This window comes from Bacillus sp. 7894-2 (genome assembly GCF_002272225.1).
Taxonomy (GTDB): domain Bacteria; phylum Bacillota; class Bacilli; order Bacillales; family Cytobacillaceae; genus Cytobacillus.
This window is the reverse complement of the sequence record NZ_NPDG01000057.1, coordinates 39,489-63,779: the sequence shown is the minus strand read 5'-3', so window position 1 is coordinate 63,779 and position 24,291 is coordinate 39,489. Positions and strand designations below refer to the sequence as shown.

Sequence of the window (24,291 nt, the reverse complement as noted above, 5' to 3'; positions counted from 1 at the left end):
ACACGTCTAAATAAGAATCGCCTTGTCGCTGTTCATTTTCTCTCCGCGGATTTTCTGGAATTCCTCCAGCAGTTTTTCCACTGTCAAATCTTTCTTCTCTTCCTCATTTGTTTCAAAAATGATCTGGCCTTTATCCATCATGATCAGCCTATTTCCCAGGTCAAGAGCCTGCTGCATATTGTGGGTTACCATTAATGTGGTAAGATTATATTTTTCCACAATCTCTTTCGTGAGGCTGGTAATTAATTCTGCACGAGCCGGGTCCAAGGCAGCGGTATGTTCGTCCAAAAGTAATATTTTAGGCTCTGTGAATGTCGCCATCAGAAGGGAGAGCGCCTGCCGTTCTCCACCTGACAGCAATCCAACTTTTGCTGAAAGTCTATTTTCCAATCCCAGATGAAGCATTTCCAGATGACTCTGGAAAAAGTCACGCCGTTTCCTGGAAACCCCTTTGCGAAGTCCGCGCGCCGCAGTTCTCGCATAAGCAATGGCCAGATTTTCCTCTATCGTCATAGCAGGGGCTGTTCCAGCCATCGGATCCTGGAAAACACGTCCAATCAGCCTGGATCTTTTATGTTCCTTAACGAGAGTGACATCCTTTCCATCAACCAGCACTTCTCCCATATCAGGAACCAATTTGCCAGAAATCATATTCATAAGAGTGGATTTTCCCGCTCCATTACTGCCGATAACCGTCATGAAGTCCCCTGGTTTCAGGTGAAGATGGATTTTGTGGAGAGCTGTTTTTTCATCTGGTGTTCCTTCATTAAACACTTTATGAATCTGATTTAATTGCAGCAAATTGTTCACCACTTTTCCCATAAGCATTCGTTTTTTTCGCTTCTGCCAATCTCCTGCGCTTTCTCTGCTTCTCCTTCTGCTGCTGAAAAAGCTTGGGCAGAATCAGCGCACCAATCACGATTACTGCAGTGATCAGCTTCATATCTCCTGTTTCAAGGAATTCCACTCTCAATGCAAGAGTTACGATAATCCGATATAGAATGGCTCCTCCGATGACAGCCAGTGTAGCTCTGACAATTGTTTTTGCACCGAAAATTGCTTCTCCGATGATTACGGATGCAAGCCCGATGATGATCATCCCGATTCCCATTCCGACATCACTGAATCCGTTATACTGTGCCACTAAGGCTCCTGAAAATGCCACCAGTGCGTTTGAAATACCCAAGCCGGCTATCTTCAGGAGGTCTGTGTCAGCAGAAAAGCTGCGGATCATCGTCTCATTGTCTCCTGTCGCCCGTATAGCCAATCCAATATCTGTCTTTAAAAACAGATCAATCAGTACCTTAACAGCAAATGCCAAAACCAGCATAAGAAATAGAATCCCCCAGGTTTTAGGAACAAAACTCATTCCCAGTGCCCCAAACAGGCTTTGGATAGCCTGATCAATCCCAAGCCCCTGCCAGAATGCTGTAAGCTTTGTGATGGCCGTTTCCTCAGACAGCAGAGGAACATTTGACTTGCCCATAATCCGGAGATTGATAGAATATAATGCAATCATCATTAAAATACCTGACAGCAGGGCATTTATCTTGCCTTTTGTATGGAGCAGCCCAGTGAAGCAGCCGGCGACAAAGCCTGCAAGCATAGCTGCCATTGTTGCCAAAAAAGGATTGTATCCTCCTACTATCATGACAGCTGCTACAGATGCGCCCGTTACAAAGCTTCCATCCACCGTCAGATCGGGGAAATCTAAAATTCTGAATGAGAGGTAAACGCCCAGCGCCATTAAGGCATATATCGCACCTGCTTCAATGGAGCCAAAGATGGCAGTTGGCATAGTAATCTTCCTTTCTTTTAGAAAAAGCTCTAATAATTTACTGACACTACTCCACAAACTCAGCTAGCCCGTTCCAACCCTCTTTTAAGTCAATACCCATTTCTTCTGCAGCCTTTTTATTGATTACCAGCTTTAGATTCTGAGGATATTGGACAGGCAGTTCGGATGGCTTCTTGCCTTCTTTTAGGATTTTTGCCGCCATTTCCCCGGCTTCATATCCAATATCTTCATAGTCAAATCCGTAAGCAGCAAAGCCCCCGCGTTTAACAGAATCCAGCTCTCCCACGAAAAGCGGGATATCATTGTCGTTTGAAACCTGAATAACGGATTCCAAAGCGGAAACGACTGTATTATCCGTAATAATATAGATGGCATCTGCTTTTCCGACAAGTGATTCAGCAGCCTGCTTCACTTCGGAAGAATTAGATACGGTAGCTTCGGCCAATTTCATATCTGTACCTGACAGGGCTTCCTTCACCTTTTCAATCTGCACCTCTGAATTTTGTTCTCCGGAATTGTAAATAACACCCACCGTTTCGGCCTCAAACTGTTCATCTATAAATTTAACCATGTTGGGTATCGCATCAGGATGCGCATCTGTTGTTCCAGTTATATTTCCTTCTGGAGATTCTATTGATTTTACTAATTGTGCTCCCACTGGATCAGTTACTGAAGTAAATACAATTGGTATATCCTTCGTTGCATTGAGTGCACTTAATGCACTGGGGGTAGAGTTGGCAAAGATCAGGTCTACTCCATCTCCGGCAAAATTATTGGCAATGGATTGATTATTATTCTGGTCCCCCTGCGCAATCTGGACATCATAGCTTGCTTCAATGCCTGAATCCTCTAATGCCTTTTTAAAACCTTCCAGTGCCGCATCTAACGAAGGATGCTCGACAATCTGAGTAACTCCTATATTGATTGACTCTCCCTTTTCTTTATCCGCAGAGCCGTCTTCCCCATTTGTACTTTCACTTCCGCAGCCGCTTAGCAGTAAAGTTCCTATAAGACCTGCCGCAGCTATAGCTTTAAATGTTTTTACTCTCTCTAACATACTGGTTGAGCCCCCTTTTATCTCTATCCTTTCACTTTATTACTTTTATGCTTTTATGCTTTTATTCACTAAATTATATAGTCAATAGCTGTACGATTCAAGAGATTTTTTAACAATTTTCAAAAAATTAATTATATTAATAAAAAAACACCGCCAAAAATGCTGCGGTGTCTCATAATGCTTATTTATTTTATTTCCCTTTAAACTCAGGTTTTCTTTTTTCGGCAAAAGCTGAAAGTGCTTCAACTCTATCTTCCGTCGGGATAATAACTTCGTATGCCTTTCTTTCAATCTGCAGCCCGGTCTGCAAATCAACGCCCATGCCATGCTTTACAGCAAATTTAGCCTGCTGAAGGGCAAGTGGTCCATTGTTAAGCATTTGTCCGGCAAATTCAAAACAATCATTTAAGAGATTATCCTTTTCAGCCACTTTAGTAAGGATGCCGTAAGCAAGTGCTTCTTCAGAAGTTAGCCTTTTTGCAGTCAAAATTAATTCAAGGGCTTTAGCCTGGCCAATCAGTCTTGGCAGCCTCTGTGTGCCGCCTGCACCAGGTATGATGGCTAAGCTTGTTTCTGTGAGTCCCATGGAAGTGCCGGAAACTGCAATGCGGAAGTCGCAGGATAGTGCCAATTCCATCCCGCCACCGAACGCAAAACCGTTTATAGCAGCGATAGTAGGCTGCGGAAGCTGATCAACCAGGGAGAATACCTCACCTATTTTATATACATTTCTGCGTACTTCCACGTCAGTTAGTGTCCTGCGCTCTTTAAGATCCGCTCCGACGCTGAAAGCTTTTTCTCCAGCCCCTGTAAAAATAACAACACGAACATCAGGACTGGTGCGCAGTTTTTCAACTGATTCCTGGAGCTCCGACAAAGTTTCATAATTAAAAGCATTCATTGCATCAGGGCGGTTAATCGTCACTACCGCAATATGACCTTTTTTTTCAACTGCAATAGAACTCATATGTATCTCTCCTCTTTCTTTTGCTATCTAATAATTCGATAAATTTCGCGAAAACCCTTTCAGATTTAGCTATTCAAATGAAGAATAGAAAAGGACAGACAAATGCCATGCCTGCCCTTAAAAGCCTATTTAGCCTGAAGAACCTGATTCTTCAATGCCCTTCGTAAGATTTTGCCAGTTGTATTCTTTGGAAGCTCCTCTAAAAATTCGATCGATGAAGGCACTTTATATCTGGCCAGATGCTCTGCACAGTATGCAAGCAGCAATTCTTCTGTCAGCTGGGGATTATTTGTTACTACATAACACTTTACCGCTTCACCCAGATTCGGGTCAGGCACGCCCAATACAGCAGCTTCTACAACCTGCCCGTGATTATAAAGCACCTCTTCTACTTCCCGCGGATACACATTATAGCCGCCGACTAAAATAAGATCCTTTTTACGGTCAACGATATAAAAATAGCCTTCCTCATCCCTTTTTGCAAGGTCCCCTGTATAAAGCCAGCCATCACGGATTGTGGCGGCGGTTTCTTCCGGCAGCTTGTAGTACCCCTTCATTACGTTTGGCCCGCGTACGATCAATTCACCAACTTCGCCTACAGAAACTTCCTCGCCCAATTCATTTACGACTTTATTCTCAACGTTCATAATGGATTGTCCGATCGATCCTGCTTTACGCGGTTTATCAAGCGGATTGAAGCATGTAACCGGAGAAGCTTCTGAAAGACCGTATCCTTCCGAAACAATAACATTGAATTTCTTCTCAAAACCATGGAGAAGCGCAACCGGCATGGCAGCACCACCTGATATGCACAGCCTTAATGATTTCAGATCTTCCGGATTGCCATCTTCATATTGAAGAAGGAAATTGTACATAGTCGGAACCCCGGCAAAAACAGTAGGTTCATATTTTTTGGCTAGCCTGAAAATCTCTTTCGGGCTGAATTTTGGATCTATTAAAATGGTAGCCCCATTCATCAGAGGTGCATTGAGAGCAACCGTTAAACAGAACACATGGAACATAGGCAGAGTAGTAATAACCCGGTCATTCTCATTCATGTGTAAATAGTCACTGACATCCTTTGCATTGCTGTAGAGGTTTTTATGTGTAAGCATGGCACCTTTTGGCTTTCCTGTCGTACCGGATGTATATAGGATAACGGCTGTTTCATCTTCTTCGAGTTCAGGGCCTTTAAACCCAATATCTCCTGAAGCAATTAATTGTGTAAACGATTTCATTTTTGAAAAAGCAGATAATGCAGCCAGATTCTGTTCTGAAGCTTGTCCCTGGGGTGTTTCACAAATAATATAGTTTTCCACCTTTGGAAGCGCCTGATGCATCTTCTCAATTAACGGCACTAATAGATCAAGCGTGACAACCGCTTTTACATCACCATTATTTACAATGTAGCCGATTTCATCAGGTGTATAAATTGGGTTGATCGGTATAACAGTTGCTCCAAGCCGCAATGCTCCATGCAGGCCGATGACAAAATGCGGTGAATTCCCCAGTAAAAGAGCAATATGATCTCCTTTTTTCACTCCCAGCTTTGAAAGCCCATCCGCAAATTTGGTTACAGCACCATCAAGCTCCGCGTACGTACTGGACTGATCCATAAAATAATAGGCAGTCTTATCGCCCATCTTAATCGCCGTTTCATGCAGCTGCTCTGTTAAATTCATTTACACTCCCCCTATAATGAATGAATAGTCATTCATTTTTATTAAATAAATTTTCTAAATATATTATATTGAAAGAAATTTTTGTATTCAAGTAGGAAAGCGAATCTTTCACAATTTCTTTTTTCAGAGTGACTGGCTCGCAAGACCTTATATAAGAATAAGAAAAGCCGGCATTATGCCAGCTCTCTCTTATTAATACACCAGGTTGACAAATTCTTCTTTCGTCACATTTCCGAAATAATGCTTAATTTCCACTTCTTCGAGAGCCTTTTCAATCTCTGACTTTTCATAGCGAATTCCTGTCAGCTTGTTTTCTATTTCACTAACATCGCCAACCCCAAAGAAGTCCCCGTATATTTTGCATCCCTCAATTTTTCCTTTTGTGACATTAAGTCTGATGTCAATTTGACCAACAGGGAAGCGATGAGAATGCTGAAGATCAAATTTAGGTGATCTTCCATAGTTCCAATCCCAGTTTTGATAACGCTCCCTGGACAGCTGGTGAATTCGTTCCCAGTCCTCATCCGTAAGCTTGTACTCCGGAATTTCATCTAAATCTCCAAAAATATTTTTTAGAAGCAAAGTGCGAAATTCTTCAATCGTGATTTTTTCACCCAGGAACTCCGAGATATTAGCAACCCGGCTTCGAATTGATTTAATGCCCTTTGATTCAATTTTATCTTTTTTTACCTTAAGCGCTGAAACAACACTTTCAATTTCGGAATCAAACAAGAGGGTGCCATGGCTAAACATTCTCCCTTTGGTGGAAAACTGGGCATTCCCGGATATTTTTCTTCCTTCTGCCATCAGATCATTCCGGCCGCTTAATTCAGCATTCACACCAAGCTTCTGCAAAGCTTCTGTAACTGGTTCGGTAAACTTTTGGAAGTTGTGAAAGCTATCACCATCATCTTTTGTAATAAAACTGAAGTTGAGATTGCCTAAATCATGATAAACGGCCCCACCTCCAGATAGCCTTCTGACAACATGTATGCCATTATCCTCAACGTATTCCGTATTAATCTCTTCCACCGTATTCTGGTTTTTTCCGATAATAATGGAAGGTTCATTAATATAAAACAGCAAATAGGTTTCTTCAATATCAAGATTCTTTAGTGCATATTCCTCAATAGCAAGGTTAATTCTGGGATCTGTGATTCCCTGGTTGTCGATAAATAGCATCAGTTTTCCTCCTTAAAAAATATGAGACCATTGGTAATCGGCTATAGAAATAGGACCGGCATATTTAGTCGCTGCCTCCTCCTTCAGCTTTCGAAGTTCACCATAATGAGGCAAATGTGTCAGCAGCAGATTATTCACCTTTGCAATGCTTGCCAATGTTCCAGCATCCAGGCTTGTCATATGCCCTGCATTTTTCCCGTTCTGATGACCATAAAAATTACACTCGCAAACTAATAGATCAGCATTTTCGCTAAATGCCACCAGCTCTTCTTTATAAGAAGTATCTGCCGTGTAAACAAGTGATTTGCCGTCTGCTTCAATTCTCATTGCATAACATGGCACAGGATGATTGGTTTTCATAAAGCGGATTTGAAATGGCCCTGCTGTGAGAGTGCCTTCAGGATCATAGGCAACTCCTTTTGTAATATCCTTATATGTAAGTTTGGCAAATTCAGGCTGGTCGAAAGAATGTCCATAAATCGGGAGTGCAGCTGTTTTCTTGCCCAGGAAGCCCTGAATGAGCCTTGCATGCTGCAGCACTCCTATATCCGCAATATGATCTGGATGGTAATGCGAGATAATCAGCCCATCTAAGTCTTCTGGCTGAAAAAAATTCTGCATTTTTGAAAGCACGCCGCTTCCGCAGTCGACCAGCAAATGAAATCCTTCATGCTCAAGCAAATACCCGGAACTGGCCCCATTTGCTTTAGGATATCCGCCCCAGCTGCCGATTACAGTTAACTTCATCACAAATTCCCTCCTACTATAACTGGATAACCTGGTTTTCCTATGTCCAATATACTCGATTATGCCTATTTTTTCACTTTTTTAAAATTGTATTGAAACAGATGTTGACATGAAATTTCTGTTATAATACAATGAACTTAAATAATCAAACTATTTAGAACAAAAACACAAATCAGGAGGCTTCAATATGATTCAAAACATTATGGAGTTTTTTAGAAACCTGCCGGCAAAGCAATGTTCAGAATGCGGGAAGTCGATCGACGAACAGCATGAATGCTACGGAAACAAGTGCGAAAAATGCATGGGAATGACAGATTTATAGAATAATATATTTAAAGCCAGCCCACACAGGGCTGGCTTTGCTTTTATTTGGTCTGCTCTGCAGCAGCTGCAAATTTTTTCTTGTGCATGGCAGTAAAGTAGACAAAGGATCCTGCAATGAACAAGGCTCCAAAGCTCAGGAGAATTGCCGCATTCTCCCACATAAAATCAAAATTGCCGCTTGAAATGACTGCCTTAAAACCGGAAACTGAATAGGTCATAGGCAAATATGAACTGATTGGCTGAAGTGCATTAGGAATCAGCTCAAGCGGAAAAGTACCGGCACTCGTTGTCAGCTGGAGTATTAAAATAATAATTGCAACAAACCGGCCTGGGTCACCCATGACAGTAACAAAGAATTGAATAAGCGCTATGAAAGTCAAACTGGTCAGGATTGTAAACAGAAGAAACAATGGTACACTCTGCACTTCCAGGCCAAGTCCCAGCAATAGGATCACCGCTGCAATAAGACCTTGAATAATGCCTATTCCTGCAAGGATTCCGAACTTGCTTGCAAACCAGCTGAATCCTGAGCGCGGAACGCCAGCCGGTTCCCTAAGCGGGAATACAATGGAAAGCAGCAGAGCTCCAACAAAAAGACCAAGAGACAGAAAATAAGGTGCAAATCCTGTACCGTAGTTTGGAACTTCAGTAACCTTCTCATTATCTATTTCTACCGGATTTGCCATCATGTTATAAGTTTTATCACTGGCATTTACTGATGAAGCATTTTCAGCGCCATCAGCTAATTTATTTGCTAACTCAGACGATCCTTCATAAATTTGTGAATTACCCTCAGCAACTTTGCCTGCACCAGCTTCAAGCTGCTTCGAGCCGTCTGCAAATGCAGCTGAACCTTGTGTCAGTTTGCCAAGACCGCCTGACAAATCTGCTGCACCGCCTGCAAGCCTTTCTGCTCCGGCCTGTGCTTCACCAAACTTCTGAGCAAATGTTTCCATTCCCGCATCGAAATCTTTATGGCCCTGTACCAGCTTAAGAGAGCCATTTTCCAGCTCGGCTGTTCCCTGGGCAAGCTGATTTATTCCCTGCTGGAGCTGCTGCTGTCCTGCCTTTAACTGCCCCATTCTTTGGGACAATTCGGCTCCTCCACTAGATAGTTTGCCGGCTGATTCGGCAAGCTGGGCTGATCCGGTTTTCAGCTGTGCAAGTGCAGTCTGAAGCTCAGCCTTTTCAGGAGAACCTTCTGGAAGCTGCGATAAGATGCTCTGCAGCCTTTGTTCTAAAAGAGCAGTGCCTCCGCTGAGTTTTTGCGCTTCCGTCTGCCATTGCTCCAGAGATGAAGATAATGTGTTTGCTCCATTTTCAAGCTGTTCGGTTCCATCGATCATAACTGGAAGTTTTTCTTTTACCGTTAAGATTCCTTCTTTTGTTTGTGTAACACCTGCAGAAAGATCTTCACTTCCTGACTCTAGCTGACCAGAAGCATTTCTCAATTCCGATTGGCCTCCTGCAAGTTTGCCTAAACCTTCTGAAAGAGATGTAGCTCCTTCTGCTATTTCCATAGAACCCTTGCTTGCTGTGCTTACGCCGTTATTGAACTCAATGGATTTATCGGCCAAAAGCTCAAGTTTCTCATGCAAGGTTCTGGAGCCGTCCTTTAGATCAGCTGCTCCTTCACTGATTTGAAGGGCACCATCACTTGCCTGTCCAATGCCATCTGCAAGTTCCCCTACCTTATCAAACATGGTTTCTGCATATGTTTCAGTTACTTTTTCTGACAGTGACGCTTTAATTTTTTCAACAGCTGTCCCGCCAATTTGAGCAGACAAGAAATTATAGCTCTCATTTGGAACGTAAATCAGATTCATTTTCTGCGGTTTGTCTTCCAGCAGAGTGGTAGCATTCTTGGAAAAGTCCTTAGGAATTTCAACCAGCATATAGTATTGCTGATCATTTAGATCCTTGTATGCCTCTTCTTTATCAACAAATTGAAAGTTAAAGTCCTTGCTTTCCTTTAAATTATCAACAAGATCATTGCCCAGGTGCAATTCATTTCCTTCCAATACAGCACCGGCATCTTCATTAACGATGGCAACCGGGAGATCATCTAAATGATCGTATGGATCCCAGAATGCCCACAGGAACATTCCACTGTATAAAACCGGAATAAACATGACTGCTATAATCGGAATCAGCAGCTTTTTGTTTTTTATTATGGCTGAAAACTCCTTAAGGAAAAGTTTGCTTTTCACCGTAAATCCCTCCAAATTACTTTTTGACCAATTTTCTCATTTGGTCATTTTTCTGAAAAAATAGAGGACTATCTAGTTCGATAATCCTTTCATAATGTATTGTTCAAATAGAAGAGCTATTTTTTCTTTTTCCAGTGGTTCATGACGCTGTTCCCAATCAAAAATAAGTGCAATATAAAGCTTAAGCATGACAAAGGAAGTCAGTTCCGGATCGCATTCCCGGATTTCTCCTCTTTCAATGGCAAGTGTAACTTTATCTTTTACATATTTAATTATCGCATCCTCCACTTTCCCAATCACCTCCGTAACAGCAGGAGTGCCCATTTCCTTTGCTTCCTGGAAAAGCTTTATTGTCAGCTGATGCTTCATGCGGAATTCAAGTATTTTATACAATCCCCGATGAACATTTTTGTGAAATGGCAAAGAAGGATCAAGCGCTTCATCGGCTGCATTTTTCATTTCCGTGATAAGCGTATGGATAATTTCATCAAACAGCTCTTCTTTATTTTTAAAGAAATTATAGATAGTGCCTTTTCCAACATTCGCAAGCTTTGCAACCTGATCCATTGTGGTTGCTTTATAGCCGAAAAGAGAAAATGATTTTGTGGCTGCTTCAAGAATCTGCTGTTTCCGATCTGCTGACATAAACTCACCTCTTCGAAAATGACTAAATGAACAATTTGGTCATTAGTACAAAAAATAATTTATCATACTCTATTTGAAAAAGCAACCTGAAATGATGCCAATTTAAAAAGCTGTCACACACGGACAGCTTTTGGCTTGTTGAGTTGCAGGTATTCTAATGTATTTCGAACTGCTTCTTCTGCCTGATCTATGCAGTCTGGAACACCAAGACCTTCATACGAACTTCCTGCCAGAAAAATGCCCGGGAGTTCATCCTGCGCCTGTTTCTTTGCCAGTCCGACGCGTTCTTTATGTCCAACGGTATACTGAGGCATAGAATCCTTCCATCTTGTTACATAACTAAATTCAGGATTCATATTAATATTCATCGTTTTATTTAAGTCATCAAGCACAACTTTAACAATTTGATCATCTGACAGATCCACAACTGCTTCATCACCGGCTTTGCCAACGTAACAGCGCAGAAGCACTTTTCCTTTTGGGGTAGAATGAGGCCATTTTTTATGTGTCCAGGTACAGGCAGTAATGGTGTAATCACTGTGGCGTGAAACAACAAAACCCGTTCCGTCTATATCCTTTTCAATCGCATCCTCTGGAAAAGCCAGAGCTACAGTTGCCACTGAAGTGGACGGCATTTCTTTAAACTGCTCAAAAAGTCCCCGGCCGGAGAAAATGCTGCACAAAGCATGGTGGGGAACAGCCATAACTATGCAATCTGCATTAAGGCTTTCTCCCCCATTCATTTCAAGGGTATAGCTTTCGCCATTCTTAATAACCGATTCAATGCGATGGCCTTTCAGAACAGTCCCGGGTTCAAGCTTGCTCTCGAGAGCATCGACAAGTGATTGAAGCCCTGATTTCAAAGTAAGGAACATACCTTCTTTGCTCTTGCTGTTTCCGGCTTGTTTCGGCTGAGAGCCTGTTGCCTTTTTCATTCCAAGAATTAAACTTCTATGTTTCTGCTCAACCTGATAAAACTGCGGGAAGGTGGCCATTAGGCTCAATTGATCAATATCGCCTGCATATATGCCAGAGAGAAGCGGTTCAATCAAGTTATCGACAACTTCGTCACCAAGCCTTCTTCTGAAAAAGGCACCAAGAGACTGATCAGTGGAAGGATTGGAGCGAGGCAGCACAAAATCAGCCGCTGCTCTTGCCTTTCCTGCGGGAGAGAATAAGCCGGTTGTAATAAAAGGAGCAATTTGTGTCGGAATTCCCATGATGGATCCGCCAGGCATTGGATATAGACGCTGCCTTACAAGTACATAGGATTTGCCGGATGTATTCCTCACAAGTTCCTTTTCCAGGCCTGCTTCCCTGGCAAGACGCGTTGCACTTTGCTTGCGGGCCAAAAAGGAATCTGGCCCTCTTTCGATCACAAAACCGTCTCGTATTATTGTTTGAATCTTGCCCCCAAGGCGATGTGAAGCCTCTATGAGCTTAACGTCCAGAGCCAAGCCCTTTTCTTTAGCTTCCTTCTGCAGATAGTAAGCTGCAGCAAGACCCGTAATTCCTCCTCCGGCAACAATAACTTTCTGTCTCTCTCCCTGCACGGTAAATCGCCTTCTTTTCTAATTTTTTGCATTATCGCAGTCTAACAGGCAGCAAGCCCCACTGAGTGAAGCTCCGCTTTATCTATTCAGCAATTTAAAAATGGCATCTGACATTGCATCAATAAACTCAGGCTGAGAATTCGGCATTTCAGGGCGGTAATAGCTTGCTCCCAGCTCATCAGTGACAACTTTGCATTCATAATCGTTATCGTACAGCACTTCAAGATGATCCGACACAAAACCTACAGGTGTGTACACGAATGCTTTGTAGCCTTTATTTTCATAAAGATCTCTTGTCAAATCCTGCACATCAGGCCCAAGCCATGGCTCAGGTGTGTTTCCTGCACTTTGCCAGCCGACAGCATAGTTGTTGACACCAGCCTGTTCGGCTATGAGGTCAGCTGTTTCCTGCAGCTGGTGCGGATATGGATCTCCGGATTGCAGGATTTTTTCCGGCAAACTATGTGCAGAAACAATTAACACTGCAGAATCTTTTTCGTCAGCAGGCATTTTATCGAAGGTTTCTTTTACCCGATCAGCCCAATATTTAATAAACTTAGGCTCTTTATACCAGCTTTCAACTGACGTTATTTCAAGGCCGCCAAGCTTTTCAGCCTCTTCCTTGGCTCGGCCGTTATATGATTTCACGCTGAAGGTTGAGAAATGAGGTGCAAGAACAATGCTTACAGCTTCCTCAATCCCATCTTCATGCATTTGTTTAACCGCATCTTCTATGAAAGGTTCAATATGCTTCAATCCAATATACATTTTGAATTCATACTCGTCCTGAATTTCATTTAAATGCTGCTCAAGCTTTTCAGCCTGATCTTTAGTAATTTCTGCAAGCGGCGATATTCCGCCGATCGCTTCATACCTGCTTCTTAAATCTTCAAGCATTTCCTCAGAAGGCTTTCTTCCTCTGCGGATATGTGTATAGTAACGCTCAATGTCTTCTTCCTTATAGGGAGTTCCATAAGCCATTACAAGTAAACCCATTCTTTTTTTACCCATGTCATCCACCTCAAATTCTGTCTCCAGTTTTTATTGTGCCAAAAAACAAATCGATTACCAAAACTAATGCTCATAGCAATATGCAAGTGCAGCCTGCTATCGCTTTAAGCCAGCCGGAGGCTACTTGCTTAATTTTGAGGCAGAGTATTCGTGAATAAAAGCAGTCAATTTCTTTAATGTATCAGGATTAACCTCTGGGAAAACACCGTGTCCAAGGTTGAAAATATAACCCGGCTGAGCCATTCCCTGATCAAGAATAGCTTTTGCTTTTTCCTCGATAACCTCCCAAGGGGCAAGGAGAATCGCAGGGTCAAGATTACCCTGAACTGTTTTGGTGATGCCTTTTGCCCTGGCTTCCTGAATCGGAAGTCTCCAATCAAGCCCCACTACATCGAGCGGCAGATCATGCCACTCCAGTGCAAGATGGCTTGCGCCTACACCGAACATGATCAGAGGAACATTCTCTTCTTTCAGGGCAGAGAAAATGCGATTCATTACCGGCTTGATAAAATAGCGGTAATCTTCCACATTCAAGGCACCAACCCATGAATCGAAAATCTGGATGGCTTTTGCACCTGCTTTGACTTGGGACTTCACGTAGGTAATAGTCATTTCTCCAAGCTTATCCATTAATGCAAACCAGGCTTCAGGCTCTGCATACATAAATGCTTTTGTTTTGTTGTAATTCTTTGATGGACCGCCTTCAATCATATAACTGGCAAGAGTAAACGGAGCACCTGCAAAACCGATAAGAGGAACAGTCAGCTGTTCTTGAGTAAGAAGCTTAATAGTATCCAGGACATATGGAACATCCTCTTCCGGATTGATTTCACCAAGCTTCTCTACGTCTGCTTTGGAACGGATTGGATTTGATATAACAGGGCCGATTCCTGATTTAATTTCCACATCCACCCCAATGGCTGGAAGCGGTGACATAATGTCTTTATAAAGAATGGCAGCATCATTGTTATACTGCTCTACCGGCAGCCTTGTTACATAAGCACAAAGCTCAGGCTGGTGTGTAATTTCGAATAGGGAGTACTTTTCTTTAATTGCTCTATACTCCGGCTGTGAGCGGCCGGCCTGGCGCATGTACCATACAGGAACATGCTCTGTCTGTTCTCCTCTTGCTGCTTTCAGAAATGTATCATTAAATGAGTTCGTCATTAAATTTTTATCCACCTTTCAAGACTTGTCTGCGTATTATTGTAATATATATGTAAGCAAATTAGAAATCTCGAATATCTATCCTTTATGACTATATCCTTTTTTCTCTGTTTTTGTATAGATATGAACACCAAATGTCAAAAAATTGACGTTTTTAACTGTTTAAATAAGGGAAAATTGAAGATTGTAAGGATATAAGCACAATATAAAAATATTTTAAATAATGAACACTATAAAAATTATCCAAGTGGAGTGAAAAAAATGAAGCTTTATATGGCCAGAGGAACTTACGATTTTTTGAAGAAAATAGAGGAAAAGCAACCCGATGAAAACATGGTTACAATGCAGAATACGGATAGTGCTTTATTAATTCATGAAACTTCAGGCGCCTCCATCTTTAAGGAGCCCCGTTCCTATGAAGTAATCGATTCTTCCGGAACCTTCTCGGGCGCAGGATTTGCCGTTCTGAATAATGTACCTGTTACAGATGAAGGCAGGCCGCTATTTGAGCACCGGCTGAAAAACAGGGCAGGGCTTATCGAAAATGTACCGGGATTTATGGCTATCCGTGTCCTTCGGCCTCTTGAATCCAACACATATGTCACCCTGACTCTATGGCAGGATGAAAAGTCATTTAAAAACTGGCAGAATTCCAAAGCATATGAAAAAGCACATGAAAAGCGCGGAACGGAGAGCGGCATTGATAAGACACCGAACATTTTTTCCAGCGCACCATATATGACTCAATATTATATCCCTGAAGAAGAGTAACAAGAAGCATGCTGGACCTGGAAGTTCAATTGTATCTTTCTTATTGTAAAAAAGGATGAGCTATTACTACTCATCCTTTTTCCGCCTGTTTTTTTATAATTCCGTTTCGGTTGGCGTAAACGGCTGCCTGTGTACGGTCTGTAACGCCCAGTTTACTGAGGATATTGCTTACGTGGGTTTTGACGGTTTTGATGCCAATGAACAATTCCTCACTGATTTCCTGGTTTGTCATCCCTTCCCCAATGCAGAGCAGGACATCAAACTCCCTTTCAGTTAAATCATCATGAGGCTTTTTCTCTTTTTCTCTGAAACGGCTTACCATTTTCCCCGCAACCTTTGATTCAATGACAGGCTCACCCTGCGCAGCTTTCTTAATGGCATTCACAACTTCAGCAGCATTGGCCGTTTTCAGCATATAGCTGAAGGCACCCGCTTCAATGGCCGGAAAAACTTGTTCATCATCGTAAAAGCTGGTTATAATAATAATCCTGCACTCAGGGTAACTTTTTAAAATCTCCCTTGTCGCTTCAATTCCGTTCCCATTTTCCATCAGGAGATCCATCAAAACGATTTCCGGCCGCTCTTTCAGTACAAGCTTTACAGCTTCATTCCCACTGCCTGCTTCCCCAATGATCTCTATGCCGGACTCAGTAGCCAAATAAGAAATAATGCCCCTTCTTACCATTTCATGATCATCCACAACTGCTATCCTGATCATTTCAGCCTCTCCCCTTTTGCCGGAATTTTAATATCTATATAAGTTCCTTCGTTTTCTTTGGATCTTATTTTGAATATTCCGCCAACTTCTTCACAGCGTTCCCTCATAGTTTTCAGTCCGTATGAAGTGATTCTCTCTTTATGAGGATTAAACCCTTTTCCATTATCAGCAATAAAAAGAAAGATGTTATCATCCTCTTCCGTTAGGGTTACTCTGATCTTTCCTGCATCCGCATGACGGAGCACATTTGATAAAGCCTCCTGGACAATCCTGAATAAATGCTCTTCCGCTGCTTTAGAAATGTTTTCGATCTCATCAATACTTGCATGGAATTCAATGTTTGTCTTTGCCTTTAACTCCTGTATCAGCTTAATAATACCATCGCAAAGTCTGTCATTACTCAGCTGAACAGGCCTAAGATGGAGGAGAAGCGCTCTCATTTCCCCCTGGGCTTTCGCAGCGATTTCAGAGATTTCATTTAACTGTTCTCTCGCTTTATCACTATCCAAATCAAAAACTCTCAGGGCTGCTGAAGACATCATACTTAATGCGAAAAGCTGCTGGCTCACTACATCATGCAGATCCCTGGCCAGGCGCTGTCTTTCTTCCATTACAGCTGCTGAATGGGCTGTTTGTGCCAATGCAGACTTTTCATCGGCAAGCCGCTGCATGAAAAAAACCTGCTCCTGAATATTTTCGGCCAGCTGATTCAGTTCATCTGATATTAATCCTATTTCATCTTTTTCATAAGATTCCATCCGATCAGCATACTTGCCGCTTCTTAAGGTCGAAACAAATAATAAAATATCACCGAGCCGCCCTTTTATTAAGTAGCTGCCCTTGAGCCCAAAATAGGCACCCGTAAGGAGTAATACCGTTAAAACATACAAAAACAGCCAAAATGTGCTCTTAATAGTCAATGGTGATCCAGAATTATAAAATAGATAGACCTGCAATCCGACAAAAAAGATTAATGAACTTATAATGGCCATCATAATAAAGCTCTGCACAAACCAATACCTGATTCCGCTTTTTCTCATCTTATACCCCTATACTTTATCGATCCGAATGGATCCAATTTTTACTTGTACAGCGATTTTCAGCTTTCTGGATGCTTCATCATAACCAGGTGACTTATAGTCAAGGGTTCGATTGATGTCACTTGTCTTTTGATCAAATATGCGGATGTCTCCTATATTAATATTTGACTGGATCATTACCGGAATGTTTTCGGGGATGATCATTTTCACATCGCCAATCCACCCTCTCACAATGACAGGCGTCTCTTTCTCCGGGATGAAAGCTTTGCTGAAATCGATAAAATAATCACCGATCATTGTATATAAATCCATCGGCTCGAGAGACCAATTCGGCTGTTTAAAATCCACATCGCCAATTGAAAAGCCTCTTATATTTTTTAGCGGCTGAGGGCTTTCATATTTTGAGATATTAATGACTTTTTTCTCAGCTGCACCTTTGTCTTTCCCATAGATATCTGCCGGAAACTCCTGTTCAAAATGTATCTTTAAACGATCTTTTTTCAATAGAATATTAATGCCGATGAAAATAAGAAACAGGGGCCAGAGTTTCCAGATTTCCATAAACCTGAATTCAATTATTCCGAAACGATCAAGGATTAATAGCAATGAAAATACAATTAGAAATAACCCTGTAAACATCCCGCTCCGGCTTTTCTTCAGTATGTATGACAGCAGATAATAAAAACCGGCAGCCATCAGGATAAAGGGGTAAATTACGACAAAAACCTCTTTTATTTCCAAGGAAATGACACCTATGTTCATAAGAAGAAGCAAAACCCCAATAGCTGATAAAGTTATCGCGAAGATTATTTGATTAACGGACCTGTATCTCATAGGCTTTCCCTTCCCTCTTTTCTCCTATTCTTGTATTCGCTAGTGCAAAAACATTTTCCTCCTGTACATTCATTTTATCAGTCAGCAATTCTATTGAAACATCCCCCGGTGTGTTTCAGCCTCCTCCTCTGGACGGATTCAATTCATATCACCATTTATTTCATTCCATCATATTCTGTACTACATTCCGAATCGGGTGATTCGCCTAAACCGGCGCTTCTCTTATGGAATTTTGAAAGGGGGAAAATTAAGTGGGAGTTGAGTTAACAGCCATCCATTGGATATATGTTCTTTTTATTCTCTTCATCATTGGCTTCATGGTTATGAAGAGAGATACAACTCTTGTCTGTATTGCGGGCATCTTTTTAATTGCCATTACAGCTACCGGCTCCTTAAGCGGCTCAATCAGCAGTATTTTTAACAGCTTTATATTTGCGATAACAGAACTTCTTTCCACTATACTGGTCATTTCCATTATAGTGGCCATGAGCCGGACACTGACCACAACCGGAATTAATGATGTCATGATCTCTCCTTTTACCAGATTAATCAGAACACCGGCACTTGCCTACTGGACGATCGGAATTTTGATGATGGTCATCTCCTGGTTTTTTTGGCCATCTCCTGCTGTTGCCTTAATGGGGGCCGTCCTTCTTCCCGTAGCCATCCGGGTAGGATTACCTGCTCTGGGTGTGGCAATGGCCATGAACCTGTTCGGTCATGGCATCGCACTATCCGGAGATTTTATTATCCAGGCTGCCCCGAAGTTAACTGCCGACGCGGCAGGTCTTCCTGTAGGCGAGGTCATATCAGCCAGTGTTCCGCTTGTTATTATTATGGGTGCAGTCACGACTATAACCGCTTTTTATCTTATCAAGAGAGATATGAAAAGCGGCAAGCTGACTGCAGATACTGGGCTTACTGGGGATACACCAGCTGAACTTCAGGCTGATGCCAGTCAAAAACATCGGCTTTCACTTAAACAAAAACGTTTTTTTGCGTTATTAATTCCAATCTTATTTGCTGCTGATGTAACAGCCATGTTTGCGTTAGATCTTCAGGGCGGTGACGCAACCGCTTTGGTAGGCGGTACATCGATATTTATTCTCCTTCTGATAACGCTCGCTGCCCATCGGAATAGGGGCCTTGAAAAAACTACAGCCTATTTAGTTGAAGGCTTCCAATTTGGATTTAGAGTATTTGGTCCTGTCATTCCAATTGCAGCTTTCTTTTATCTGGGGGACGCTGGATTTTCTAAGATGATAGGAGACTTTTTGCCAAAGGGCTCTCATGGAATTGTTAATGATCTTGGAGTGGGGTTAGCATCTGTTGTCCCTTTAAGCAAAGAGGTAGGCGCCATTACACTGACTATCGTTGGAGCCATTACGGGGCTTGATGGTTCCGGTTTTTCCGGCATCTCACTTGCCGGCTCCATTGCAAATCTATTTGCGACAGCTATCGGCACAGGTGCGGCAACCTTAACGGCCCTCGGGCAGGTAGCTGCCATCTGGGTAGGCGGTGGCACTTTGGTTCCCTGGGCTCTTATACCTGCAGCCGCAATCTGCAATGTAGATGCTTTTGAACTGGCCCGACGGAACCTGCTTCCGGTCACAATTGGTTTAATCGTGACAACTATTGCAGCCATGTTCCTCATCTAAAACAACAAAGAGACTATCGGCGATAGTCTCTTTGGCTGTTAAGCTGATTCTCTCTTATATGATTTCCTTCTGAACATTGACTTTAAGGCCGCGTAAAGGGAAATTGATATGAATACCCAAATATAGCCTGCTGCAAATCCTGCTGCAATATCAGAAGGATAATGTACACCCATCACGATCCGGCTGATCCCCATTAAAAAAATCCAAATGCCGGCTATAATCCCCGCGATCCATTTCGCTGACGCTTTCTTCAGCTCGGTAATGATAAAATAGGCTATAATCGTATACAAAATCATCCCAATCATCGCGTGCCCGCTCGGAAAGCTGAGACTTGCCACATCAACCAGATGCTCCTGATCAGGGCGCGGCCTTCCAACAGACTCTTTAAGCCACTTATTTACTTCATTTCCCGCTGCAACAGCAAAAACAACAGCTGCCATCGCCTCATAATTCCTATACTTGAACCAAAGCAGCGCTAAGAAAGCCAATGTAATAATCCCTACACCGATTTTACTCCCCATATTGTCCATGGCTTCAAAAAATGGATGGGTGCTTTCAGAAAATAATCCTGTAAAGAATTTTGACAAATAACGGTCAAAATCAAGAGGTTGTCCGTTAGATACGGCAACAAGAAAATATAGAAAAATTGATGCGGATACAGTCAGGAAAAAATATGTCCATTTAGATTTAAGCATTTCCAATCCTACTAATACCTCCCATTTTGGTCTTAATTTATAGTATCATCTCTACTTCACTTTTATTATGGTAATTTTGCATAAAAAAACATTTTCCCTTTATCCCATTAAAGAATGTTATAATAATGGAAAAATTACATCGATAGGAGAGGAAATCATGTCTGAATCACTATTTAAAAAACTGGAAAGCTATTACGATGAAATGGTCTCCATCCGGCGCTATCTTCATCAGAATCCTGAAGTATCCTTTAAGGAAGAAAAGACCGCTCACTATATCAAAACCTTTTATGAAAATCTGGGAATTGAAGTCCGGAGCCATGTAGGGGGAAATGGAGTGGTTGCCAGAATTCATGGCAGCAAACCAGGAAAGACCATCGCTTTAAGAGCCGATTTTGATGCACTTCCGATCCAGGATGAAAAGGATGTCCCATATAAATCATTGATCCCTGGTGTAATGCATGCTTGCGGACATGATGGACACACGGCCACTTTACTTGTACTGGCGAAGGCGCTCAATGAACTTCGCGATGAATTAGAAGGTACATATGTAATGATTCACCAGCACGCCGAGGAATATGCCCCGGGCGGAGCAATTTCGATGATCAAAGATGGCTGCCTTGAGGGTGTCGATGCCATTTTTGGAACTCATCTGTGGGCATCAGAACCAACAGGGAAGATCCAATATCGGGTTGGCCCATTTATGGCGGCAGCAGACAGATTTGAAGTTACCATCCAAGGAAAAGGCGGGCACGGAGCACAGCCTCACAAAACGAAAGATGCAATAGTAACTGCCTCCCAGCTGGTTGTCAATCTTCAGCAAATCGTCAGCAGAAAAGTAAATCCAATTGACTCTGCTGTTGTAACAGTTGGTTCTTTCGTAGCTGATAACGCATTTAATGTAATTGCAGATAGAGCAAAATTGATTGGTACTGTCCGCACATTTAACGAGGATGTCCGCACTAATATCGAAGAGGAAATCGAGCGCATTGTCAAAGGAACATGCTACACAGCAGACAGTGACTATGAGTATCGGTTCCACAGAGGCTACCCTGCAGTTATAAATCATAAAAGGGAGACTGAATACCTGGCTGAACTGGCTGGGAAAATTGATGAAGTCAAATGGACAGAAGAGACAGACCCTGAAATGGGCGGTGAAGATTTCGCATACTATCTGCAGCATGTGAAAGGCACCTTCTTCTTTACCGGGGCAAGACCTGAAAATACATCAGAAAATTACCCGCACCACCACCCCAAATTTGATATTGATGAAAAAGCCATGCTAATCGCAGCAAAAACACTGGGAACAGCAGCTTTAAACTATCATAGCTATCAGGAAAGCAAGGACTCTGTAGAAGTAGGACAATAAGAAGAAATTCGAGTGTAAGTTAAAAACAGCCCCAAGCCTAATCAGGCCTTGGGGCTGTTTTTAATATCCGCAGACGATAAGCATTTTTAGCGGTTTCACCTAAGTGGTCAAGCAAATTATAGTTTGCATACGCCCCGACAGCAGCACCTATACCCGGCACCAGCTGGAGCATTTTGACAAAGTCGATATAATCCCGGTATTCCTGCTGAAATACCTTCCAGTCCATGTCACCCAATGTTTCTTTCCTGTCATCCCATTCTTCAACCAGCTTCAGCGTTTCTTTCCTTTTATCATCACTGGAAAAAGCGAGCTGAAAAACGTGGAGGAGAAACAGGCGTTCTTCATATTCATTTGTGTTAAATCCATAGATGGAAGCAGTTTCAAAAAGAAATTTCATCTTAATGCTCAGCAGTAATGGAAAATCAGCAATGCCAAGGAGAATTCCCCCTGCCCCGGTTCCTGCACCTTCGACAGCAGCTGTTTTGCGGTAAGCTGCAACCTTCTCTTCAAGCATGTGATCCATCATTTCCAGGCTGCGGCCGGCAGATTGTTTTTTTCTGGTGAGTGCATTTGATCCAATCAAAGTGGCCTTTACCATATTCTTTATGCTGTCTGTGATTATTTGATGAGCTTTTTCAGGTATTATACTATTTACCTTTGTTTGAGCTTTTTTGGAAAGGCGATTCAGCATACTGGAACGCTTGTTAATCCGTCTCTTCCATTCATCAATTTCTTTATATGCCTTTAATTCATACTCCTTCATTTTTCTACCTGCCTTTTTTCCAGGATGACTCTATATACGCACAAAAGACAGCAATAGTTTCATTTTAAGCACGGCTGCCAGACAGCCGTTTCTGAATATAGATATGAGTATATACGTATGCAAATAAAACTCCAACGGCTAAAGCCAATAGAGAGGCCAGCCATCCGCCATTTGCCAGTACAGCAAGCGATAAAAAGAATGCCTGAACATAAAGGATTCCTGTCAGCAGCTGTTTAAAGGACTTCTCCTGTACATTCCCTTTAACCGGATATAAATTCACCCACAGCTTATCCTGATGATGGTTCCATAAGGGCAGCAGCTGAAATCCGGTTAGGTACATGAATAACGGCACAAGCAGGATTTGTCCCATACCATAAGAAATTAAATAAATTGCTCCAGCACCAATAATGGTTAAACGAATGAATAAACCGAAGTAATCACCGGAACGGAGAAATGTACGGACATAAAGGTTTTTAAAAGTTGCATCCTGTTTAAATGGGATACCTGAAAGCAGCCAATCAAGCCACTTCCGTCTTTTTACGCGGTCTTTCAGCTTTGGAACATCTGTAAACATATTGGCCAGCCTGTAGAAGGATGTCATTCTTCTCTCTTCCTGATCAATCAAATATTCCCATTTCAGCCCTTTATCCCTGGATTTCATGGTAAAGAACAAATACAGCAGGATCAGCAGCACACCTGCTGCCAGCATAAAAATGGGGGAAGCACCGCTAAAAAGAAAATATAAAAACACAGCGTTAACAGCATAACGGACACATGCATCCAGTATGTGTACGCTTGTTTCGATATAATATTGTATCTTCCAACGTATCAGTAAATTGATCATTTTTAGAGTCAGCAGAATCAGCAGAAAGGGTAAAAACACTTTAAAATTGCCATCATTCACCGCTGCATACAAGGGCAATAAAACTCCCAGCCCCATAACAAGGAGATATGAATGTACAAAAAAGCTGACTGCCATCGAACGTCTGAAATAACCTGAAAGCCTGTCTTCAAGCGGCAGCAGAAAAATTTTATCTGCTTCAGAAAAAAATGTATAAATCGGGCTGTATGTAACCAGGAGAGCTAAGATGATTGCTATAACCGCAGCAGCAGGAAAATCACCGGGCAGGGTTTTTATCCACTCCTGATAATAAAAAGCTGCAGTTCCCAGAAGAAACACCATGACAATGACAATATGGCCATTAAAGATATAACGGAGATAGCGGGAAAGCTCTTTGACTGTCCTCCCGAATCTCTCCTTCCATAATTGTTTTTCTTCAAACATAATCTTCTTCCTTTGTGAGCTGGATATATAAATCATCTAGGGTTGCTCCCGGCATTGCAAATTGCTGCTGCAGCTCCGCTAAAGTTCCCTTCGCCCTTACTTTGCCTTCATGTAAAATCACAAAACGATCACAATACCTTTCAGCCGTCGCCAGAATATGGGTGGACATAAGAATGCCGGCACCGCTCTCTTTCATTTTCTTCATCAAATCGAGAAGTGACTGGATGCCAAGCGGGTCCAGACCTACAAATGGTTCATCAACAATGTATAATGACGGCTGCACCAAAAAAGCGCACATGATCATTACTTTCTGTTTCATCCCTTTAGAAAAATGAGCTGGAAACCATTTCAGCCTTTTTTCCATTCTGAATTCCTTCAGCAGTGTTTCTACTCTTTGTTTATACTCTGTTTCAGGCAGACCGTATGCCATGGCTGTAATACGCAAATGCTCTTCGAGTGTCAGTTCATCATACAAAATCGGGGTTTCCGGAACAAAAGTGAATTGCTTGCGATATCCTTCCTTATCCTTAAGGAATTGCATGCCATTAATCGATATTTCGCCCTCCTTCGGTTCCATTAAGCCAATTACATGTTTGATGGTCGTACTTTTTCCGGCTCCATTAAGGCCAATCAGGCCGACGATTTCATTTTCACCCACTTCAAAGGAGACATCCTTTAAGACCGGGTTTCTCGTATAGCCGCCGGTAACGTTTTTAATTTCAAGCAGCGCCATTCTCAACGTCCTTCCTACTATGTATAAGTCCATTGTAAAAAAAGCCAAAGTAAATTGTCCAGTTTGGGCAAAATTCCTGTATATA

Annotated in this window: 23 protein-coding genes; 4 read left to right on the top strand and 19 right to left on the bottom strand. The window is 42.2% G+C overall.

The annotated features are described in order from the left end of the window. Window positions 1-6: 6 nt before the first annotated feature. The 7 genes from CHI10_RS08260 to CHI10_RS08230 all read right to left on the bottom strand — a co-directional run bounded on the left by CHI10_RS08260 (window position 7) and on the right by CHI10_RS08230 (window position 7,433). Window positions 7-801, bottom strand: coding sequence for an ABC transporter ATP-binding protein (locus tag CHI10_RS08260; protein WP_095243883.1), 795 nt, complete (start codon window positions 799-801; stop codon window positions 7-9). Next, window positions 776-1,798 carry an ABC transporter permease gene (locus CHI10_RS08255; RefSeq protein ID WP_095243845.1) on the bottom strand — a complete coding sequence of 341 codons (1,023 nt, stop codon included), beginning with the start codon at window positions 1,796-1,798 and terminating at the stop codon, window positions 776-778. The genes CHI10_RS08260 and CHI10_RS08255 overlap by 26 nt, the downstream gene beginning before the upstream one ends. Before the next feature lie 46 nt (window positions 1,799-1,844). Beyond that, window positions 1,845-2,855 carry an ABC transporter substrate-binding protein gene (locus CHI10_RS08250; protein WP_095243844.1) on the bottom strand — a complete coding sequence of 337 codons (1,011 nt, stop codon included), beginning with the start codon at window positions 2,853-2,855 and terminating at the stop codon, window positions 1,845-1,847. Between the two features lie 190 nt (window positions 2,856-3,045). After that, the gene (locus CHI10_RS08245; RefSeq protein WP_095243843.1) at window positions 3,046-3,822 is read right to left on the bottom strand and encodes an enoyl-CoA hydratase-related protein; all 777 of its coding nucleotides are present in this window, start codon (window positions 3,820-3,822) and stop codon (window positions 3,046-3,048) included. Between the two features lie 125 nt (window positions 3,823-3,947). Then, on the bottom strand, window positions 3,948-5,504 hold the full coding sequence (locus CHI10_RS08240) for a fatty acid--CoA ligase family protein (protein ID WP_095243842.1): 1,557 nt from the start codon (window positions 5,502-5,504) through the stop codon (window positions 3,948-3,950). A 192-nt stretch (window positions 5,505-5,696) separates the two neighbouring features. After that, entirely contained in the window at window positions 5,697-6,686 is a 990-nt protein-coding gene (gene lplA / locus CHI10_RS08235; protein WP_095243841.1) for a lipoate--protein ligase, read from the bottom strand. A gap of 12 nt (window positions 6,687-6,698) precedes the next feature. Beyond that, window positions 6,699-7,433, bottom strand: coding sequence for an MBL fold metallo-hydrolase (locus CHI10_RS08230; RefSeq protein WP_095243840.1), 735 nt, complete (start codon window positions 7,431-7,433; stop codon window positions 6,699-6,701). 187 nt (window positions 7,434-7,620) lie between these two features. On the opposite strand from CHI10_RS08230, the gene yhfH reads away from it, so the two are divergent. Then, window positions 7,621-7,755 carry a protein YhfH gene (gene yhfH, locus CHI10_RS08225; protein WP_095243839.1) on the top strand — a complete coding sequence of 45 codons (135 nt, stop codon included), beginning with the start codon at window positions 7,621-7,623 and terminating at the stop codon, window positions 7,753-7,755. Window positions 7,756-7,798: 43 nt separating this feature from the next. Here yhfH and CHI10_RS08220 read toward each other — a convergent pair whose 3' ends face one another. From CHI10_RS08220 to hemE, 5 genes are all read right to left on the bottom strand, one after another. Continuing rightward, a complete protein-coding gene (locus CHI10_RS08220) occupies window positions 7,799-9,967 on the bottom strand; it encodes a YhgE/Pip domain-containing protein (protein WP_095243838.1) in 2,169 nt (722 codons plus the stop codon). A 72-nt stretch (window positions 9,968-10,039) separates the two neighbouring features. Continuing rightward, complete coding sequence (locus CHI10_RS08215) at window positions 10,040-10,612, bottom strand: TetR/AcrR family transcriptional regulator (protein WP_095243837.1); 573 nt, start codon at window positions 10,610-10,612, stop codon at window positions 10,040-10,042. Window positions 10,613-10,725: 113 nt separating this feature from the next. Then, window positions 10,726-12,165 (bottom strand): protoporphyrinogen oxidase, encoded by a 1,440-nt coding sequence (gene hemY, locus CHI10_RS08210; RefSeq protein ID WP_095243836.1) that lies wholly within the window; start codon window positions 12,163-12,165, stop codon window positions 10,726-10,728. 78 nt (window positions 12,166-12,243) lie between these two features. Beyond that, the gene (gene hemH / locus CHI10_RS08205) at window positions 12,244-13,176 is read right to left on the bottom strand and encodes a ferrochelatase (RefSeq protein WP_095243835.1); all 933 of its coding nucleotides are present in this window, start codon (window positions 13,174-13,176) and stop codon (window positions 12,244-12,246) included. Window positions 13,177-13,296: 120 nt separating this feature from the next. Continuing rightward, window positions 13,297-14,343, bottom strand: a complete 1,047-nt coding sequence (gene hemE, locus CHI10_RS08200; RefSeq protein WP_048010698.1) for a uroporphyrinogen decarboxylase — start codon at window positions 14,341-14,343, stop codon at window positions 13,297-13,299. A gap of 261 nt (window positions 14,344-14,604) precedes the next feature. Between hemE and CHI10_RS08195 the strand changes: the two genes are divergently transcribed. Then, window positions 14,605-15,114 carry an antibiotic biosynthesis monooxygenase family protein gene (locus CHI10_RS08195; RefSeq protein WP_095243834.1) on the top strand — a complete coding sequence of 170 codons (510 nt, stop codon included), beginning with the start codon at window positions 14,605-14,607 and terminating at the stop codon, window positions 15,112-15,114. A 70-nt stretch (window positions 15,115-15,184) separates the two neighbouring features. Here the strand turns inward: CHI10_RS08195 and CHI10_RS08190 are convergent, their stop codons facing one another. The 3 genes from CHI10_RS08190 to liaF are packed head-to-tail and all read right to left on the bottom strand — an operon-like array spanning window position 15,185 to window position 17,613. Next, entirely contained in the window at window positions 15,185-15,832 is a 648-nt protein-coding gene (locus CHI10_RS08190; protein ID WP_095243833.1) for a response regulator transcription factor, read from the bottom strand. Beyond that, window positions 15,829-16,872 (bottom strand): sensor histidine kinase, encoded by a 1,044-nt coding sequence (locus CHI10_RS08185; protein WP_095243832.1) that lies wholly within the window; start codon window positions 16,870-16,872, stop codon window positions 15,829-15,831. Before CHI10_RS08185 ends, CHI10_RS08190 begins: the two co-directional genes overlap by 4 nt. A 9-nt stretch (window positions 16,873-16,881) precedes the next feature. Beyond that, a complete protein-coding gene (gene liaF, locus CHI10_RS08180) occupies window positions 16,882-17,613 on the bottom strand; it encodes a cell wall-active antibiotics response protein LiaF (protein WP_286137244.1) in 732 nt (243 codons plus the stop codon). A 344-nt stretch (window positions 17,614-17,957) separates the two neighbouring features. On the opposite strand from liaF, the gene CHI10_RS08175 reads away from it, so the two are divergent. After that, window positions 17,958-19,364, top strand: a complete 1,407-nt coding sequence (locus tag CHI10_RS08175; RefSeq protein WP_095243830.1) for a hypothetical protein — start codon at window positions 17,958-17,960, stop codon at window positions 19,362-19,364. A 38-nt stretch (window positions 19,365-19,402) separates the two neighbouring features. On the opposite strand, the gene CHI10_RS08170 is transcribed toward CHI10_RS08175, so the two are convergent. Continuing rightward, a complete protein-coding gene (locus CHI10_RS08170) occupies window positions 19,403-20,059 on the bottom strand; it encodes a phosphatase PAP2 family protein (RefSeq protein WP_286137253.1) in 657 nt (218 codons plus the stop codon). A gap of 157 nt (window positions 20,060-20,216) precedes the next feature. Here CHI10_RS08170 and CHI10_RS08165 point away from each other — a divergent pair, with 157 nt between their 5' ends. Continuing rightward, on the top strand, window positions 20,217-21,425 hold the full coding sequence (locus tag CHI10_RS08165; protein ID WP_095243828.1) for a M20 family metallopeptidase: 1,209 nt from the start codon (window positions 20,217-20,219) through the stop codon (window positions 21,423-21,425). Window positions 21,426-21,462: 37 nt separating this feature from the next. Here the strand turns inward: CHI10_RS08165 and CHI10_RS08160 are convergent, their stop codons facing one another. The 3 genes from CHI10_RS08160 to CHI10_RS08150 all read right to left on the bottom strand — a co-directional run bounded on the left by CHI10_RS08160 (window position 21,463) and on the right by CHI10_RS08150 (window position 24,206). Further along, complete coding sequence (locus CHI10_RS08160; protein ID WP_095243827.1) at window positions 21,463-22,188, bottom strand: EcsC family protein; 726 nt, start codon at window positions 22,186-22,188, stop codon at window positions 21,463-21,465. Between the two features lie 64 nt (window positions 22,189-22,252). Continuing rightward, a complete protein-coding gene (locus CHI10_RS08155; RefSeq protein WP_095243826.1) occupies window positions 22,253-23,473 on the bottom strand; it encodes an ABC transporter permease in 1,221 nt (406 codons plus the stop codon). Further along, window positions 23,466-24,206, bottom strand: coding sequence for an ABC transporter ATP-binding protein (locus CHI10_RS08150; protein WP_076261122.1), 741 nt, complete (start codon window positions 24,204-24,206; stop codon window positions 23,466-23,468). The genes CHI10_RS08155 and CHI10_RS08150 overlap by 8 nt, the downstream gene beginning before the upstream one ends. Window positions 24,207-24,291: the final 85 nt, after the last annotated feature.